Source organism: Streptomyces sp. NPDC050534 (assembly GCF_044457745.1).
Taxonomy (GTDB): domain Bacteria; phylum Actinomycetota; class Actinomycetes; order Streptomycetales; family Streptomycetaceae; genus Streptomyces.
The window spans coordinates 134,971-151,262 of sequence record NZ_JBITHF010000012.1 but is presented as its reverse complement, the minus strand read 5'-3'; the positions used below and the strand labels follow the sequence as shown (position 1 = coordinate 151,262).

Below are 16,292 nucleotides of genomic sequence, written 5' to 3'. Positions count from 1 at the left end.
ACCCTCCGGTACTCATGACAACAGAACACACAGAGCAGGCGCAGGAGATCTCCGGCCACACCCGCAGACGCTTCCTCGCCGGAGCCGGGGGAGCGGCCGGCGCCCTCGCCTTATGGCCCGCCGGGCGCGCGAGCGCGGCGTCCGCCGGCAAGCGCGTCGCCGTCCTCGGCGGCGGGGTCTCCGGCCTCAGCGCGGCCCAGGAACTCGCCGAACGCGGCTACGCCGTCACCGTCTACGAGTACTACGACATCCTCGGCGGCAAGGCCCGCTCGATGGATGTGCCCGGCACCGCGAGCGGTGGCCGCAAGCCCCTCCCGGGCGAGCACGGCTTCCGCTTCTTCCCCGGCTTCTACCGGAACCTGCCGGACACGATGCGCCGCATCCCCTTCCCCGGCAGCCCGAACGGCGTCCACGGCAACCTCCGGGGAGCCACCGAGGAACTGTTCGCCCGCAGCGCCGGCCGGTCCGACCTGCACTTCCCCCTGCGCCGCGTCACCACGCCGCCCGCCCCCGGCGACATCACCCCGTCGTGGATCCGCGACCAGATCCTCTCCGTCCTGGACCTCGGCACCCGCCTGCCCGCCCACGAGGCCGCCTACTTCGCGGACCGTCTCCTCGTCCATCTCACGAGCTGCGACGCCCGCCGCGAGGGACAGTGGGAGAAGGTCGCGTGGTGGGACTTCATCCGCGCCGAGGAGATGAGCGAGGAGTACCGGACCCTCCTCGGCATCGGCCAGACCCGCAACCTCGTCGCCACACGCGCGGAGGTGGCGTCCACGCGCACCGTCGGCCGCGTCATCATCGAGGCCCTGATCCTGTGGGGACTGCTCGGCCGGGGTCTGGACGGCGACGCCGACGTCGACCGCGTCCTCAACGCCCCCACGAGCGAGGCGTGGATCGATCCCTGGGAGGCCCACCTCCGCTGCCTCGGCGTCGAGTTCGTCCTCGGCACCCAGGTCCGCGAGGTCTCGTGCGCCGGCGGCCGGGTCACCGGCGTACGCGTCTCGGCGCGCGACGGCGGCCAGGAGCGCACGGTCACCGCCGACCACTACGTCTCCGCGCTGCCCGTCGAGCACGCGCGCGCGACGTGGGGCGCGGCGCTGCGGGCGGCCGACCCGCAGCTCGCGAAGTGCGACGCGCTGCGGACCGACTGGATGACCGGCGTGATGTTCTACCTGCGCACGCCCACACCCGTCGTGCACGGCCACATCAACTGCCTCGACTCGCCCTGGTCGGTGACGGGCATCGGGCAGGCCCAGTTCTGGAACGGACGGGACTTCTCACGCGACTACGGCGACGGACAGGCGCACGACTGCCTCTCCACGATCATCTCGGAGTGGGACAAGCCCGGCATCCTGTACGGCAAAACGGCCAAGGAGTGCACCAAGGACGAAATCGTCGCCGAGCTCTGGGCGCAACTGAAGGACGCCTTGAACGACTCGGGCAAAACGACCCTGACCGACGAGGACCGCCTCGGCTGGTTCATGGACCCGGCGGTGACGGGCCTCGGCGGCCCGGACCCGCAGAACCGCGAACAGCTCCTCATCCACCCCACGGGCACGCTCTACAACCGCCCTTCGGCCCGCACGGGGGTCCCGAACTTCTTCCTCGCCGGCGACTACGTCCGCACGGATGTCGACCTGGCGACGATGGAGGGGGCCAACGAGTCCGCGCGGCGTGCCGTCAACGCACTGCTGAGTGCGGACAATTCGGACGCCCCGCCCTGTGCGATCTGGGAGCTGTACCGCCCACCGGAGATGGAACCCCTCAAGCGGGTCGACGAGGTCCGCTACAAGCTGGGCCTGCCGAACACCTTCGACCTGGGCTGAGCCCGGCCGGGGCCGGGCCTGATCGCGGGTCAAGTCCGGCGAAACGGACGGAAGGACCACTGCCCCCGAGCGGCCGCGGTCCTTCCGTGCGTCTGTTGCGTTGTGTGTCGCGCCGTGCGTCAGAGCACCCGCACCGCGCCGGTCGGCGGGTCGTAGGAGAGCGGCTTCTCGACGACGCCGGTCGACGGGTTCTGCGCGCCGACGAACATGCCGTCGCCCACGTACACCGCAACGTGGTACGCGCTGCCCGCGCCACCCCAGTACAGGATGTCGCCCGCCTGCAGGTTGCTCAGCGAGACCTGGGTGCCGGCCGTCGACTGGTCCTGCGAGACGCGCGGCAGGTCGACGCCGACCTGCTTGAAGGCCGCCTGCACCAGACCGGAGCAGTCCCACGAGTTGGGGCCGGTGCCGCCGGAGACGTACGCGTCGCCGACCTGAGCCTTCACGAAAGCGATGACCGCCGCGGCCGAACCGGTGGCCGTGGAGGAGCTGGTGGTGGTCGTGGAGCTCGCGGAGGCGGCCAGGGTGGTCCGCTGCGTGCTGCGCGAGGCGCGCTCGGCAGCGGCCTTGCGAGCGGCCTCCTGGGCCGCCTTCTTCTTGGCCGCGGCCTTCTGCTTGGCCTCCGCGAGGTCCGTCTTGGCCTGCTTCGCGGCCTTTGCGGCGGCCGCGTCACGCTCGGCCTGCAGCTGGTAGTTCGCGGCCGCCTGCTGCGTGGCATCCGCGGACTGGGCGACCTGAGAGGCCAGATCGGCCGTCAGGGTGGGCAGTTCGAGGGTCTGCGTCACCGGCTCGGCGGCGTTCGCCGAGGCCGACGCACCCGCGGCCGCCATGCTGAGGACGCCACCGGTCACACCGACGCGCAGCGCGAGCGAGGACGTCGCGGTGCGGCGGGGTTTCCGGTGGCTGCGTATGTGAGCGGTGTGGGACATGAGAACAACCGGTATCAGGGGCTCCTCCATACCTTCAAGAAACGTGTGCTGCGCCACAGTTGTTCAACTGACGCCCCGAAACCTGGTTCCAGCGACCCTTATTGACGCCGTAACGGACATTGCGGACGAGACTCATTGCCCTCGTGATCACGGTCTTTCATCGTTACGCCCGAATTGCCCCGCGCCTACCATCGGTTGAGGCAGATGGCCAAGCCCCGTTCTCATGCGCCTCTCATGAGTGTGGCGGAGGTCACGCAACGGTCGCGTCGGTGTGCGCGTCTCGCGCGTAGATCACGACGGGATTGCGCCCCGATCACGACCCGGCTCCGCTCGTGAACGCGTGCACGCGTCCACACCGCACCTCACCCCTCCCCCTGATGTGTGAACGGGCCCCTCTATCAGGACGACCCGTCCATCACCAATTTGCATGCAAAGGAAGCCTCTTGATATGGAGACGCCCCCTCCGAACTGCGCCGACAAGCGGAAATGTCACCTCTGGTGATCAGTCTGACGCTTCACGTATGAAGATCACCGCTCATCCGACTTCATGATCCTTCGTCAGGTGGTGGAGATCACAAAGCTTGTGCAATACCCCGTGTCGCAGATCACAGAGCGTCGGGCATAAGATGCGAGGCAGTTGGGCTTGTGACCTGCTTCACATGTTCTCGATCTTCGCCGGAACGGGCGGGGCGGGAGGGGCGTATGAGGCGGGTGTGAGTCCGACGTCATCGCCAGCAGTCAGTGCCGACTGAGAGGAGCGAGGAGCGGTGAACGCGTATGCGCCCATCCTCGTACTGGGAGCCCTCGGGGCAGGCTTTGCGATCTTCTCCGTGGTCATGGCCACGCTGATCGGTCCGAAGCGTTACAACCGGGCCAAGCTCGAGGCCTACGAGTGCGGCATCGAGCCGACCCCCACGCCGGCCGGCGGCGGGCGCTTCCCCATCAAGTACTACCTGACGGCGATGCTCTTCATCGTCTTCGACATCGAGATCGTCTTCCTCTACCCCTGGGCCGTCACCTTCGACGCCCTGGGGATCTTCGGGCTCGTCGAGATGCTGCTCTTCGTGCTCACCGTCTTCGTCGCGTACGCGTACGTATGGCGGCGCGGCGGCCTGGAATGGGACTGAGGGGCCTTTAGAACATGGGACTCGAAGAAAAGCTGCCGAGCGGATTCCTGCTGACCACCGTGGAGCAGGCCGCGGGCTGGGTGCGCAAGGCGTCCGTCTTCCCGGCCACGTTCGGCCTCGCCTGCTGTGCCATCGAGATGATGACCACCGGCGCCGGCCGTTACGACCTGGCGCGCTTCGGCATGGAGGTCTTCCGAGGCTCGCCCCGCCAGGCGGACCTCATGATCGTGGCCGGCCGGGTGAGCCAGAAGATGGCACCGGTGCTGCGCCAGGTCTACGACCAGATGCCGAACCCCAAGTGGGTGATCTCCATGGGGGTCTGCGCCTCCTCGGGCGGCATGTTCAACAACTACGCGATCGTCCAGGGCGTCGACCACATCGTCCCCGTCGACATCTATCTGCCCGGCTGCCCGCCGCGGCCCGAGATGCTGATCGACGCCATTGTCAAGCTGCACCAGAAGATCCAGTCCTCCAAGCTCGGCGTGAACGCCGAGGAGGCGGCCCGCGAGGCGGAGGAAGCAGCGCTCAAGGCCCTGCCCACGATCGAGATGAAGGGGCTGCTGCAGTGAGCGACGTGAACGGCACCGGCGCGGGCGGGGTCAACCCGGAGAAGGACCTCGGCGCCTCCAACCTCCCCGGCCAGCGCGGCGAGGGCGGCGAGGAGATCCGCGTCCAGCGCGGCATGTTCGGCGCCACCAACGGCGGGGACACCTCCGGCTACGGCGGCCTGGTCCGCTCGGTCCGCCTCCCGGGACCGTCGGCCCGCCCCTACGGCGGCTGGTTCGACGAGGTCGCCGACGAACTCGAGGGCGCCCTGGAGGAGCAGGGGCTGCTCCCCGACAACGCGATCGAGAAGACGGTCGTCGACCGCGGGGAGCTCACCTTCCACATCGAGCGCGAGCACTTGCTCCGTGTCGCGCAGACCCTCCGCGACGACCCGGCCCTGCGCTTCGAACTGTGCACCGGCGTCAGCGGCGTGCACTACCTGCACGACAAGGGCCGCGAGCTGCACGCCGTCTACCACCTGCGCTCGATCACCCACAACCGGCTGATCCGCCTCGAGGTCAGCGCCCCCGACAGCGACCCGAGGATCCCGTCGCTGGTCTCCGTGTATCCCACCAACGACTGGCACGAGCGCGAGACCTACGACTTCTTCGGCATCGTCTTCGACGGTCACCCGGCCCTGACCCGGATCATGATGCCGGACGACTGGCAGGGCCACCCGCAGCGCAAGGACTACCCCCTCGGCGGCATCCCCGTCGAGTACAAGGGCGCCCAGATCCCGGCTCCGGACCAGCGGAGGTCGTACTCGTGAGCACGCAGTCAGCATCGGCCCGCGAGACCACCGAGGGCACCGTATACACGGTCACCGGTGGCGACTGGGACGAGGTCGTCCAGTCCGCGGCCCGCGCCGACGACGAGCGCATCGTCGTCAACATGGGTCCCCAGCACCCGTCCACCCACGGGGTGCTCCGCCTGATCCTGGAGATCGAGGGCGAGACGGTCACCGAGGCCCGCTGCGGCATCGGCTACCTCCACACGGGCATCGAGAAGAACCTCGAGTTCCGCACGTGGACGCAGGGCACCACGTTCGTGACGCGCATGGACTACCTGACGTCCTTCTTCAACGAGACCGCCTACTGTCTCGCCGTCGAGAAACTCCTCGGCATCGAGGACGAGATCACCGAGCGCGCCAAGATCATCCGGGTGCTCCTGATGGAGCTGAACCGGCTCTCCTCCCACCTGGTGTGCATCGCCACCGGCGGCATGGAGCTCGGCGCCACCACGATCATGATCTACGGATTCCGTGATCGTGAAATGATTCTCGACATCTACGAGCTCATCACGGGCCTCAGGATGAACCACGCGTACATCCGCCCCGGCGGCCTCGCGCAGGACCTGCCGCCCGGTGCGGTGGACCACATCCGCGAGTTCGTGAAGAAGATGAGGAAGAACCTCCCGGAGTACGACAAGCTCGCCACCGGGAACCCCATCTTCAAGGCCCGTATGCAGGACGTCGGTTACCTCGACCTGGCCGGCTGCATGGCTCTCGGCGCCACCGGCCCGATCCTGCGCTCCACCGGCCTGCCGCACGACCTGCGCAAGGCGCAGCCGTACTGCGACTACGAGACGTACGACTTCGAGGTCCCGACCGCCGACACCTGCGACTCCTACGGGCGGTTCCTGATCCGCCTGGAGGAGATGCGCCAGTCCCTCGGGATCGTCGAGCAGTGCCTGGACCGGCTCCAGCCCGGCCCGGTCATGGTCGCCGACAAGAAGATCGCCTGGCCCGCCCAGCTCGCCCTGGGACCGGACGGGCTCGGCAACTCCCTCGACCACATCAAGAAGATCATGGGCACCTCCATGGAGGCCCTGATCCACCACTTCAAGCTGGTCACCGAGGGCTTCCGCGTTCCGCCGGGACAGGCGTACGCGGCCGTCGAGTCGCCCAAGGGCGAACTCGGGGTGCACGCGGTGTCCGACGGCGGCACCCGCCCCTTCCGGGTCCACTTCCGCGACCCGTCCTTCACCAACCTGCAGGCCATGGCGGCGATGTGCGAGGGCGGCCAGGTCGCCGACGTCATCGTCGCCGTCGCGTCCATCGACCCCGTGATGGGAGGCGTCGACCGGTGACCACCAGTTCTTCGGAGCGAGGCGTCAGCCTGGGCATGCCCGAACTGCCCGCGCCCGCCTACCCGGACGACGTCCGGGCCCGGCTCGAGACGGACGCGCGCGAGCTGATCGCCCGCTACCCCGACTCCCGGTCCGCGCTGCTGCCGCTGCTGCACCTGGTGCAGTCGGAGGAGGGTTATGTCACGCGCACCGGGATGCAGTTCTGCGCGGACATGCTGGACCTGACCACGGCCGAGGTCACCGCCGTCGCCACCTTCTACACCATGTACCGGCGCAAGCCGTCCGGTGACTACCAGGTGGGCGTCTGCACCAACACGCTGTGCGCGGTGATGGGCGGCGACGCGATCTTCGAGGAGCTCCAGGAGCACCTCGGCGTCGGCAACGGCGAGACCACCGGCGACGGCAAGGTCACCCTGGAGCACATCGAGTGCAACGCGGCCTGCGACTTCGCGCCGGTGGTGATGGTCAACTGGGAGTTCTTCGACGACCAGACCCCGGCCAGCGCCAAGCGCCTCGTCGACGACCTGCGCGCGGGACGGGACGTCGAGCCCACGCGCGGGGCGCGCCTGTGCACGTTCAAGGAGACCGCGCGGATTCTGGCCGGCTTCCCCGACGAGCGGCCCGGGGCCGTCGAGGCGAGCGGCAGTGCGGGACCGGCGTCGCTGGTGGGCCTCCGCCTGGCCAAGGGAGAGGCCGCACCCGCGCGCGTGGTCCATCCGCGGGACGGCGGGCCGCACGACGAGCGCCACACGGCCGTGCACGACCCGTCGCCGACCGAGCGCCTGAGCGCACACGACGCGCCGCAGGAGACGTCGGCCTCCGACCCGGCCCACCCGGCCGGGCCCACCGCCGAGGAGGGGGAGTGATGACCTTGGCACCCGAACTCAAAGACACCAGCCCCGAGAAGCTGCTCGCACCCGTGCTGTCGGCCTTCTGGGACGAGGACAAGTCCTGGTCGCTGGACGTCTACAAGAGGCACGAGGGATACGAGGGGCTCCGCAAGGCGCTCGCGATGTCGCCGGACGACCTCATCGCGTACGTCAAGGACTCCGGGCTGCGCGGCCGCGGCGGCGCGGGATTCCCGACGGGAATGAAATGGCAGTTCATTCCCCAGGGAGATGGAAAACCGCACTATCTAGTTGTCAACGCCGACGAGTCGGAGCCTGGGACGTGCAAGGACATCCCGCTCCTCTTCGCGAACCCGCACAGCCTCATCGAGGGCATTGTCATCGCGTGTTATGCGATCAGGTCGTCGCATGCCTTCATCTATCTGCGTGGTGAAGTCGTCCCCGTTCTGCGACGGTTGCACGAGGCCGTGCGCGAGGCCTACGAGGCCGGCTACCTCGGCGAGAACATCCTGGGCAGCGGCCTGGACCTGCAGGTCACCGTGCACGCCGGCGCCGGCGCGTACATCTGCGGTGAGGAGACCGCACTGCTCGACTCGCTCGAAGGCCGCCGGGGTCAACCGCGGCTCCGCCCCCCTTTCCCCGCTGTGGCGGGCCTCTATGCGTGCCCGACTGTTGTGAACAACGTCGAGTCGATCGCGTCGGTTCCCGCAATTCTGAATCGGGGCAAAGAATGGTTCCGGTCGATGGGCAGCGAGAAGTCCCCGGGCTTCACGCTCTACTCGCTCAGCGGCCATGTCGCGAGCCCCGGCCAGTACGAGGCCCCGCTCGGCATCACGCTCCGCCAGCTGCTCGAGATGAGCGGCGGCATGCGGCCGGGCCACCGCCTCAAGTTCTGGACGCCGGGCGGCTCCTCGACGCCGATGTTCACCGACGAGCACCTCGACGTACCCCTTGACTACGAGGGCGTCGGCGCCGCCGGTTCCATGCTCGGCACCAAGGCCCTGCAGTGCTTCGACGAGACGACCTGCGTCGTGCGCGCCGTCACCCGCTGGACCGAGTTCTACGCCCACGAGTCCTGCGGCAAGTGCACACCGTGCCGCGAAGGGACGTACTGGCTGGTGCAGTTGCTGCGTGACATCGAGGCCGGCAAGGGCGCCATGTCCGACCTCGACAAGCTCAACGACATCGCGGACAACATCAACGGCAAGGCCTTCTGCGCCCTCGGCGACGGTGCCGCCTCGCCGATCTTCTCCTCGCTCAAGTACTTCCGCGAGGAATACGAGCAGCACATCACGGGCCGGGGCTGCCCCTTCGACCCGGCCAAGTCGACGGCCTGGGCCGACCGCACGGAGGTGAACGCATGACTGTGACCACCAGCGCTCCCTCCGGAGGGGGAGAGGCGGCGGTCCCGCCGGAAGATCTCGTGACGCTGACGATCGACGGCGTGGAGATCAGCGTGCCCAAGGGCACCCTGGTCATCCGGGCCGCCGAGCAACTGGGCATCGAGATCCCCCGGTTCTGCGACCATCCCCTGCTCGACCCGGTCGGCGCCTGCCGCCAGTGCATCGTCGAGGTCGAGGGCCAGCGCAAGCCGATGGCGTCCTGCACCATCACGTGCACGGACGGCATGGTGGTGAAGACGCAGCTCACCTCGCCGGTCGCCGAGAAGGCCCAGCACGGAATGATGGAGTTCCTCCTCATCAACCACCCGCTGGACTGCCCGGTCTGCGACAAGGGCGGCGAGTGCCCGCTGCAGAACCAGTCCATGTCGCACGGCAACGCCGAATCCCGGTTCGACGGGAAGAAGCGGACGTACGAGAAGCCCGTCCCGATCTCCACCCAGGTCCTGCTCGACCGTGAGCGGTGCGTGCTGTGCGCCCGCTGCACCCGCTTCTCCAACCAGGTCGCGGGCGACCCGATGATCGAGCTCCTGGAGCGGGGCGCCCTCCAGCAGGTCGGTACCGGTGAGGGCGACCCCTTCGAGTCGTACTTCTCCGGCAACACCATCCAGATCTGCCCGGTCGGCGCGCTGACCTCGGCGGCGTACCGATTCCGCTCCCGCCCGTTCGACCTGGTGTCCTCGCCGAGCGTGTGCGAGCACTGCTCCGGCGGCTGTGCCACCCGCACCGACCACCGGCGCGGCAAGGTCATGCGGCGGCTCGCGGCCAACGACCCCGAGGTCAACGAGGAGTGGATCTGCGACAAGGGGCGGTTCGCGTTCCGGTACGCGCAGCAGCGCGACCGGCTCGAGCAGCCTCTCGTGCGCAACGCCGAGGGCGAGCTGGAGCCCGCCTCCTGGCCGGAGGCGCTGCAGATCGCCGCGCAGGGCCTGCTCGCCTCGCGCGGCCGCACCGGTGTCCTGACCGGCGGTCGCCTCACCGTCGAAGACGCCTACGCGTACAGCAAGTTCGCGCGCGTGGCGCTCGACACGAACGACATCGACTTCCGCGCGCGGGTGCACACCAGCGAGGAGGCCGACTTCCTGGCGGCAAGGATCGCCGGACGCGGACGTGACCTCGACGGTACGGGCGCCACGTACACCTCTCTGGAGAAGGCACCCGCCGTCCTGCTGGTCGGGTTCGAGGCCGAGGAGGAGGCGCCCGGCGTCTTCCTGAGGCTGCGCAAGGCCTGGCGCAAGCACGGACAGAAGGTGTTCTCGCTCGCCACACACGCCACGCGCGGCCTGGAGAAGGCGGGCGGCACGCTGCTTCCCGCGGCTCCGGGCACCGAGACCGAGTGGCTGGACGCCCTCGCGGGCGGGGTCGGCCTGGAGGGCGACGGTTCGAAGGCCGCCGAGGCGCTGCGCGCCGAGGGCGCGGTCATCGTCGTCGGCGAACGGCTGGCCGCCGTCGCGGGCGGGCTCACCGCCGCCGTACGGGCCGCCTCCGCGACCGGCGCGCAGCTGGCGTGGATCCCGCGGCGGGCCGGAGAACGCGGCGCCCTCGAGGTCGGCGCACTGCCGTCGCTGCTCCCGGGCGGACGCCCGGCGACCGACCCACGCGCGCGTGAGGAGGTCGCTGCGGCCTGGGGCCTGGCCGAACTCCCGCACCGCTACGGCCGCGACACGGGCCAGATCGTCGAGGCCGCTCTGAGCGGCGAGCTGCAGGCACTGGTGGTCGCGGGCGTCGAGGTCGCCGACCTGCCCGACCCGGCACGCGCGCGTGAAGCACTTCACGAGGCCGGCTTCGTGGTGTCGCTGGAGCTGCGGCCCAGCGAGGTGAGCGAGCTGGCGGACGTCGTGCTGCCCGTCGCCGCGGTCGCCGAGAAGGCCGGCACCTTCCTCAACTGGGAAGGCCGGGTGCGCTTCTTCGACGCCGCGCTCAAGCCCGACCAGATGGCCCGCCGCCTCGCGCCCACCGACGCGCGCGTGCTGCAGATGCTGGCCGACGCCATGGACGTACACCTGGGGCTGCCCGATCTGCGCACCGTGCGCGCGGAGATCGACCGGCTCGGCCCCTGGGACGGACCGCGGGCCACCGAACCCCTGGAGCGCGGGGTCGCACTGCCGCGGCCCGCCGCCGGTGAGGCCGTTCTCTCCGGCCACCGCCTCCTGCTCGACCAGGGTGTCCTCCAGGAGGGCGACGAGGCGCTCGCCGGGACCCGGCACGCCGCCCACGCGCGCCTGTCGGCCGCGACCGCCGCCGAGGTGGGCGTCAAGGACGGCGACCTCCTCGCCGTGACCGGCCCCTCGGGAGCGGTCGAACTCCCGCTTGAGATCACGGAGATGCCCGACCGCGTGGTCTGGCTCCCGCTGAACTCGGTCGGCACGGGCGTCGCCTCCGACACCGGGGCGCTGCCCGGCGCTCTCGTCCGCATCGGCCCGGCGACGCTCGTCGGCGAGGCCCCGAAGGAGGTGGAGGCATGAGCCCGTACCTCGCCGCTGAAGACCTCTCGATGTTCGGCCGCGACCCCTGGTGGCTGGTCGTCGTCAAGGCCGTCTTCTGCTTCGCCTTCCTGATGGTGACCGTGCTGTTCTCCATCGTCTGGGAGCGCAAGGTCGTCGCCTGGATGCAGCTGCGCATCGGCCCCAACCGGCACGGCCCCTGGGGCATGCTCCAGTCGCTCGCCGACGGCGTGAAGCTGATGCTCAAGGAAGACGTGATCGTCAAGCGCGCCGACAAGGTGGTCTACGTCCTCGCGCCGATCGTCGCGGCCATCCCGGCCTTCATGGCGATCGCGGTGATCCCCTTCGGGCCGGCCGACAACGAGATCTCGATCTTCGGCACCCGCACCACGATGCAGCTGACCGACCTGCCGATCGCGATGCTCTTCATCCTCGCGGTCGCCTCGGTCGGCATCTACGGCATCGTGCTCGCGGGCTGGAGTTCCGGATCCACCTACCCGCTCCTCGGCGGCCTGCGCTCCTGCGCGCAGATGATCTCGTACGAGATCGCCATGGGTGCCGCCTTCGCCTCCGTGTTCCTCTACTCGGGGTCGATGTCGACGTCGACGATCGTCGAGCAGCAGCACGACCGCTGGTACATCGTCCTGCTGCCGGTCTCCTTCATCCTCTACATCGTCACGATGGTCGGCGAGACCAACCGCGCCCCCTTCGACATGCCGGAGTCCGAGGGCGACCTGGTCGGCGGCTTCAACACCGAGTACTCGTCGATCAAGTTCGCGCTGTTCATGCTCGCCGAGTACGTCAACATGGTGACGGTCTCGGCGGTGGCGAGCACGCTCTTCCTCGGCGGCTGGCGGGCCCCCTGGCCGATCAGCACGTTCTGGGAGGGCGCCAACCACGGCTGGTGGCCGCTCCTCTGGTTCACGATCAAGGTGCAGCTGCTGCTCTTCGGCTTCATCTGGCTGCGCGGCACGCTCCCTCGCGTCCGCTACGACCAGCTGATGAAGCTCGGCTGGAAGGTCCTCATCCCGGTCTCCGTGGTCTGGCTGATGCTGGTCGCGACCGTCCGGGCCCTCAGGAACGAGAACTACGACTTCGCCGACATCGCCCTCTACATCGGCGGCGGCGTCCTCGCCCTGCTGCTCCTGTCCTTCATCGCCGACATGTTCCGCGAGAAGAACCGGGCGGCCGAGCAGCCTGCCACCGAACCGGCCGGCTTCGACGCGATGGCCGGTGGATTCCCCGTGCCTCCGCTCCCCGGACAGGAGCTCCCGCCGGTGCCGAGGCGCACCCCTCGCCGCGAGCGGGAGCTGATTGTCAGTGGTGGGCCGGATACTGCCAGTGACGGATCTTCGGATGGAAAGGAGGCGTCCGATGGCTGAGGAGCCCAAGGAGACTGAGCAGTTGAAGCCTGGCTTCATGAACCCCGTCGCCGGCTTCGGCGTGACCTTCAAGGCCATGTTCAAGAAGCGGCTGACCGAGCAGTACCCGGAGCAGCAGAAGACCACTGCCCCCCGGTTCCACGGACGGCACCAGCTCAACCGCCATCCGGACGGGCTGGAGAAGTGCGTCGGCTGCGAGCTGTGCGCCTGGGCCTGCCCCGCCGACGCGATCTACGTGGAGGGCGCGGACAACACGGACGAGGAGCGCTACTCGCCGGGCGAGCGGTACGGCCGCGTCTACCAGATCAACTACGCCCGCTGCATCCTGTGCGGCCTGTGCATCGAGGCGTGCCCCACGCGCGCTCTGACGATGACCAACGAGTTCGAGCTGGCGGACTCGAGCCGCGCCAACCTCATCTACACCAAGGAGCAGCTGCTCGCCGGCCTCGAGGAGAACATGGTCGACAGCCCGCACGCCATCTACCCGGGGATGGACGAGCAGGACTACTACCGGGGACTCGTCACCGAGGCCGCGCCCGGCACGGAGCGCCAAGTGGCCCTCTCCAAGGGCGAGAAGCCCGAAGAACAGGGGGCCGAGGCATGAGCGACCTCGCCGCCTACTCCACCTCCACCGGAGAGGCCTTCCAGTTCTGGGTCCTCGGCACCGTCGCCGTGATCGGCGCCCTGTCCACGGTCTTCATGAAGAAGTCCGTCCACAGCGCGCTGTCGCTCGCCGGGACCATGATCGTCCTGGCGGTGTTCTACCTCGCCAACGGCGCCTACTTCCTGGGCATCGTCCAGGTCGTCGTCTACACCGGCGCGATCATGATGCTGTTCCTGTTCGTGGTGATGCTGGTCGGCGTGACGGCGGCAGACTCCCTGAAGGAGACCATCAAGGGCCAGCGCTGGCTGGCCCTTCTCTGCGGCCTCGGCTTCGGCGTCCTGCTGTTCGCCGGGATCGGCAACGCGTCGCTGAACGACTTCAACGGCCTCGCCGCGGCGAACGCGAACGGCAATGTGGAGGGCCTCGCGGCCCTCATCTTCACCAAGTACGTCTTCGCCTTCGAAATCACCGGCGCCCTGCTGATCACGGCCGCCGTCGGCGCGATGGTGCTCACCCACCGCGAGCGCACCGAGCGCGCCAAGACGCAGCGCGAGCTGTCCGAACAGCGCGTCCGCGAGGGCAAGCACGTACCGCCGCTGCCGGCGCCGGGCGTGTACGCGCGACACAACGCGGTGGACATCGCGGGCCTGCTGCCCGACGGCACCCCGTCCGACCTCACCGTCAGCAAGACGCTGCGCGACCGCGGCCAGATCCGGGACGTGTCGGCCGAGGCGCTCAACGACCTCAAGGCGCTGGAGCAGCGCGCGGAGGAGCGCCTGGAGCGCACCGAGATCGAACCGGCCACCTTCAAGAAGGAGGAGGCGTCGCAGTGAACCCGGTCAACTACCTGTATCTGTCGGCCCTGTTGTTCACGATCGGCGCCACCGGTGTGCTGATCCGGCGCAACGCGATCGTCGTGTTCATGTGCATCGAGCTGATGCTGAACGCCTGCAACCTCGCGTTCGTCACGTTCTCCCGCATGCACGGCAATCTCGACGGCCAGATCATCGCCTTCTTCACGATGGTCGTCGCCGCGGCGGAGGTCGTGGTCGGGCTCGCGATCATCGTGTCCCTGTTCCGTTCCCGCCACTCGGCCTCGGTCGACGACGCCAGCCTGATGAAGCTCTGAGGGGTCGCTGAATCGTGGAGAACCTGATTGCGCTGCTGGTGGCGGCGCCACTGCTCGGAGCGGCCGTACTGCTGTGCGGGGGGCGGCGGCTCGATGCCGTCGGCCACTGGATCGGCGTCCTGATGTCGACCGCGTCCTTCGTGTTCGGTGTGATCCTCTTCGCCGACCTGCTCGGCAAGAACGCCGAACACCGGACCCTGACGCAGCACCTGTGGACGTGGATCCCGGTCGAGAGCTTCCAGGCGGACGTCACCTTCCGCCTGGACCAGCTGTCGATGACGTTCGTGCTGCTGATCACCGGCGTCGGCTCGCTGATCCACCTGTACTCGGTCGGGTACATGGAGCACGACGAGCGCCGCCGCCGCTTCTTCGGCTATCTGAACCTGTTCCTCGCGGCGATGCTCCTGCTGGTCCTCGCCGACAACTACCTCCTGCTGTACGTCGGCTGGGAAGGCGTGGGCCTCGCGTCCTACCTGCTCATCGGCTTCTGGCAGCACAAGCCCAGCGCGGCGACTGCGGCCAAGAAGGCCTTCCTGGTCAACCGCGTCGGCGACATGGGCCTGTCGATCGCGATCATGCTGATGTTCGCGACGTTCGGGACCTTCGCGTTCGGGCCGGTCTTCAGCCACGTCGGTGACACCTCCGAGGGCAAGCTCACCGCCATCGCCCTGATGCTGCTGCTCGCCGCCTGCGGCAAGTCCGCCCAGGTGCCGCTGCAGTCCTGGCTCGGGGACGCGATGGAGGGCCCGACCCCGGTCTCGGCCCTCATTCACGCCGCGACGATGGTGACCGCGGGCGTCTACCTGATCGTCCGCTCCGGAGCGATCTTCAACGCCGCGCCGGACGCGCAGCTGGTGGTCACCGTGGTCGGTGCCGTCACGCTCCTGTTCGGTGCGATCGTCGGTTGCGCGAAGGACGACATCAAGAAGGCGCTGGCCGGCTCGACGATGTCGCAGATCGGCTACATGGTGCTGGCCGCGGGCCTCGGCCCCATCGGCTACGTCTTCGCGATCATGCACCTGGTGACGCACGGCTTCTTCAAGGCCGGGCTCTTCCTCGGCGCCGGATCGGTCATGCACGGCATGAACGACGAGGTCGACATGAGGAGGTACGGCGGCCTGCGCAAGTACATGCCGGTCACCTTCATCACCTTCGGCCTCGGCTACCTCGCGATCATCGGCTTCCCGGGTCTGTCCGGCTTCTTCTCCAAGGACAAGATCATCGAGGCGGCCTTCGCGAAGGGCGGTGCCGAGGGCTGGATCCTCGGCGGCTGCGCCCTGCTGGGCGCCGCGATCACGGCCTTCTACATGACGCGCGTGATGCTGATGACGTTCTTCGGCGAGGAGCGCTGGCGCAACCAGCCCACCCGCTCTCCGGAGGCGCCGAGCGCGGAGCCGGCCGCCGAGCACCACGGCGAGCACGCGGAGCCGCACCCGCACGAGTCACCCAAGGTCATGACGATCCCCATGATCGTGCTGGCCTTCGGGTCGGTCTTCGCCGGTGCGTTCTTCAGTATCGGCGACCGCTTCCTGCACTGGCTCGAGCCGGTCACCGGTCACAGCGAGGGCGACTCGCCGGTCAGCGCGACGACGGTCACCGGCGCGACCATGGTCTGCCTGGTCATCGGCGTCGGCATCGCCTACGCCATGTACGGCCGCCGCCCGGCCCCGTCCGTCGCCCCGCGCGGATCGCTGCTCACCCGGGCCGCCCGGCGCGACCTGCTGCAGGACGACTTCAACCACGTCGTCCTGGTCCGCGGCGGCGAGCACCTCACGCGCTCCCTGGTGTACGTCGACCACACCCTGGTCGACGGCGTCGTCAACGGCACGGCGGCCTCGGTCGGTGGCCTGTCCGGACGCATGCGCAGGCTGCAGAACGGCTTCGCGCGCTCCTACGCGGTCTCGATGTTCGGCGGTGCGGCGGTCCTCATCGCCGCGACCCTGCTGATGAGGGCGGTCTGATACCG

Annotated in this window: 14 protein-coding genes; 13 read left to right on the top strand and 1 reads right to left on the bottom strand. The window is 69.0% G+C overall.

The genetic code is table 11. The features are described 5' to 3' along the window. Window positions 1-14 precede the first annotated feature (14 nt). Window positions 15-1,829, top strand: a complete 1,815-nt coding sequence (locus ACIBN2_RS34675) for an FAD-dependent oxidoreductase (RefSeq protein ID WP_399140435.1) — start codon at window positions 15-17, stop codon at window positions 1,827-1,829. Between the two features lie 119 nt (window positions 1,830-1,948). Here the strand turns inward: ACIBN2_RS34675 and ACIBN2_RS34670 are convergent, their stop codons facing one another. After that, window positions 1,949-2,758, bottom strand: a complete 810-nt coding sequence (locus ACIBN2_RS34670) for a C40 family peptidase (RefSeq protein WP_399140433.1) — start codon at window positions 2,756-2,758, stop codon at window positions 1,949-1,951. Between the two features lie 767 nt (window positions 2,759-3,525). Here ACIBN2_RS34670 and ACIBN2_RS34665 point away from each other — a divergent pair. From ACIBN2_RS34665 to nuoL, 12 genes are read left to right on the top strand one after another with little or no spacing between them, the layout of a single operon-like run. Further along, the gene (locus ACIBN2_RS34665) at window positions 3,526-3,885 is read left to right on the top strand and encodes an NADH-quinone oxidoreductase subunit A (RefSeq protein ID WP_003992243.1); all 360 of its coding nucleotides are present in this window, start codon (window positions 3,526-3,528) and stop codon (window positions 3,883-3,885) included. Between the two features lie 14 nt (window positions 3,886-3,899). Beyond that, window positions 3,900-4,454 carry a NuoB/complex I 20 kDa subunit family protein gene (locus ACIBN2_RS34660; RefSeq protein WP_399140431.1) on the top strand — a complete coding sequence of 185 codons (555 nt, stop codon included), beginning with the start codon at window positions 3,900-3,902 and terminating at the stop codon, window positions 4,452-4,454. Continuing rightward, the gene (locus ACIBN2_RS34655; protein ID WP_399140430.1) at window positions 4,451-5,200 is read left to right on the top strand and encodes an NADH-quinone oxidoreductase subunit C; all 750 of its coding nucleotides are present in this window, start codon (window positions 4,451-4,453) and stop codon (window positions 5,198-5,200) included. Before ACIBN2_RS34660 ends, ACIBN2_RS34655 begins: the two co-directional genes overlap by 4 nt. Further along, a complete protein-coding gene (locus ACIBN2_RS34650; protein WP_399140429.1) occupies window positions 5,197-6,519 on the top strand; it encodes an NADH-quinone oxidoreductase subunit D in 1,323 nt (440 codons plus the stop codon). Before ACIBN2_RS34655 ends, ACIBN2_RS34650 begins: the two co-directional genes overlap by 4 nt. Further along, window positions 6,516-7,385: an NADH-quinone oxidoreductase subunit NuoE gene (gene nuoE / locus ACIBN2_RS34645; protein ID WP_399140427.1), complete on the top strand. Its 870-nt coding sequence runs from the start codon at window positions 6,516-6,518 to the stop codon at window positions 7,383-7,385. Before ACIBN2_RS34650 ends, nuoE begins: the two co-directional genes overlap by 4 nt. After that, entirely contained in the window at window positions 7,385-8,731 is a 1,347-nt protein-coding gene (gene nuoF / locus ACIBN2_RS34640; RefSeq protein WP_399140425.1) for an NADH-quinone oxidoreductase subunit NuoF, read from the top strand. Before nuoE ends, nuoF begins: the two co-directional genes overlap by 1 nt. Further along, on the top strand, window positions 8,728-11,232 hold the full coding sequence (locus tag ACIBN2_RS34635) for an NADH-quinone oxidoreductase subunit G (RefSeq protein WP_399140423.1): 2,505 nt from the start codon (window positions 8,728-8,730) through the stop codon (window positions 11,230-11,232). The genes nuoF and ACIBN2_RS34635 overlap by 4 nt, the downstream gene beginning before the upstream one ends. Further along, complete coding sequence (gene nuoH, locus ACIBN2_RS34630; protein WP_399140422.1) at window positions 11,229-12,593, top strand: NADH-quinone oxidoreductase subunit NuoH; 1,365 nt, start codon at window positions 11,229-11,231, stop codon at window positions 12,591-12,593. Before ACIBN2_RS34635 ends, nuoH begins: the two co-directional genes overlap by 4 nt. Further along, entirely contained in the window at window positions 12,586-13,197 is a 612-nt protein-coding gene (gene nuoI / locus ACIBN2_RS34625) for an NADH-quinone oxidoreductase subunit NuoI (protein WP_399140420.1), read from the top strand. The genes nuoH and nuoI overlap by 8 nt, the downstream gene beginning before the upstream one ends. Continuing rightward, window positions 13,194-14,030, top strand: a complete 837-nt coding sequence (locus tag ACIBN2_RS34620) for an NADH-quinone oxidoreductase subunit J (protein WP_399140419.1) — start codon at window positions 13,194-13,196, stop codon at window positions 14,028-14,030. The genes nuoI and ACIBN2_RS34620 overlap by 4 nt, the downstream gene beginning before the upstream one ends. Further along, the gene (gene nuoK / locus ACIBN2_RS34615; RefSeq protein ID WP_242779136.1) at window positions 14,027-14,326 is read left to right on the top strand and encodes an NADH-quinone oxidoreductase subunit NuoK; all 300 of its coding nucleotides are present in this window, start codon (window positions 14,027-14,029) and stop codon (window positions 14,324-14,326) included. Before ACIBN2_RS34620 ends, nuoK begins: the two co-directional genes overlap by 4 nt. A gap of 14 nt (window positions 14,327-14,340) precedes the next feature. Then, complete coding sequence (nuoL, locus tag ACIBN2_RS34610; RefSeq protein WP_399140417.1) at window positions 14,341-16,287, top strand: NADH-quinone oxidoreductase subunit L; 1,947 nt, start codon at window positions 14,341-14,343, stop codon at window positions 16,285-16,287. The last annotated feature ends 5 nt before the right edge of the window (window positions 16,288-16,292 follow it).

Bases quoted from the DNA above. Each gene is read 5' to 3' on its own strand.
- ACIBN2_RS34635 (WP_399140423.1), top strand. From the start codon at position 8,728: ATGACTGTGACCACCAGCGCTCCCTCCGGAGGGGGAGAGGCGGCGGTC.
- nuoI (WP_399140420.1), top strand. From the start codon at position 12,586: ATGGCTGAGGAGCCCAAGGAGACTGAGCAGTTGAAGCCTGGCTTCATG.
- nuoH (WP_399140422.1), top strand. From the start codon at position 11,229: ATGAGCCCGTACCTCGCCGCTGAAGACCTCTCGATGTTCGGCCGCGAC.
- nuoF (WP_399140425.1), top strand. From the start codon at position 7,385: ATGACCTTGGCACCCGAACTCAAAGACACCAGCCCCGAGAAGCTGCTC.
- ACIBN2_RS34660 (WP_399140431.1), top strand. From the start codon at position 3,900: ATGGGACTCGAAGAAAAGCTGCCGAGCGGATTCCTGCTGACCACCGTG.
- ACIBN2_RS34670 (WP_399140433.1), bottom strand. From the start codon at position 2,758: ATGTCCCACACCGCTCACATACGCAGCCACCGGAAACCCCGCCGCACC.
- ACIBN2_RS34620 (WP_399140419.1), top strand. From the start codon at position 13,194: ATGAGCGACCTCGCCGCCTACTCCACCTCCACCGGAGAGGCCTTCCAG.
- ACIBN2_RS34675 (WP_399140435.1), top strand. From the start codon at position 15: ATGACAACAGAACACACAGAGCAGGCGCAGGAGATCTCCGGCCACACC.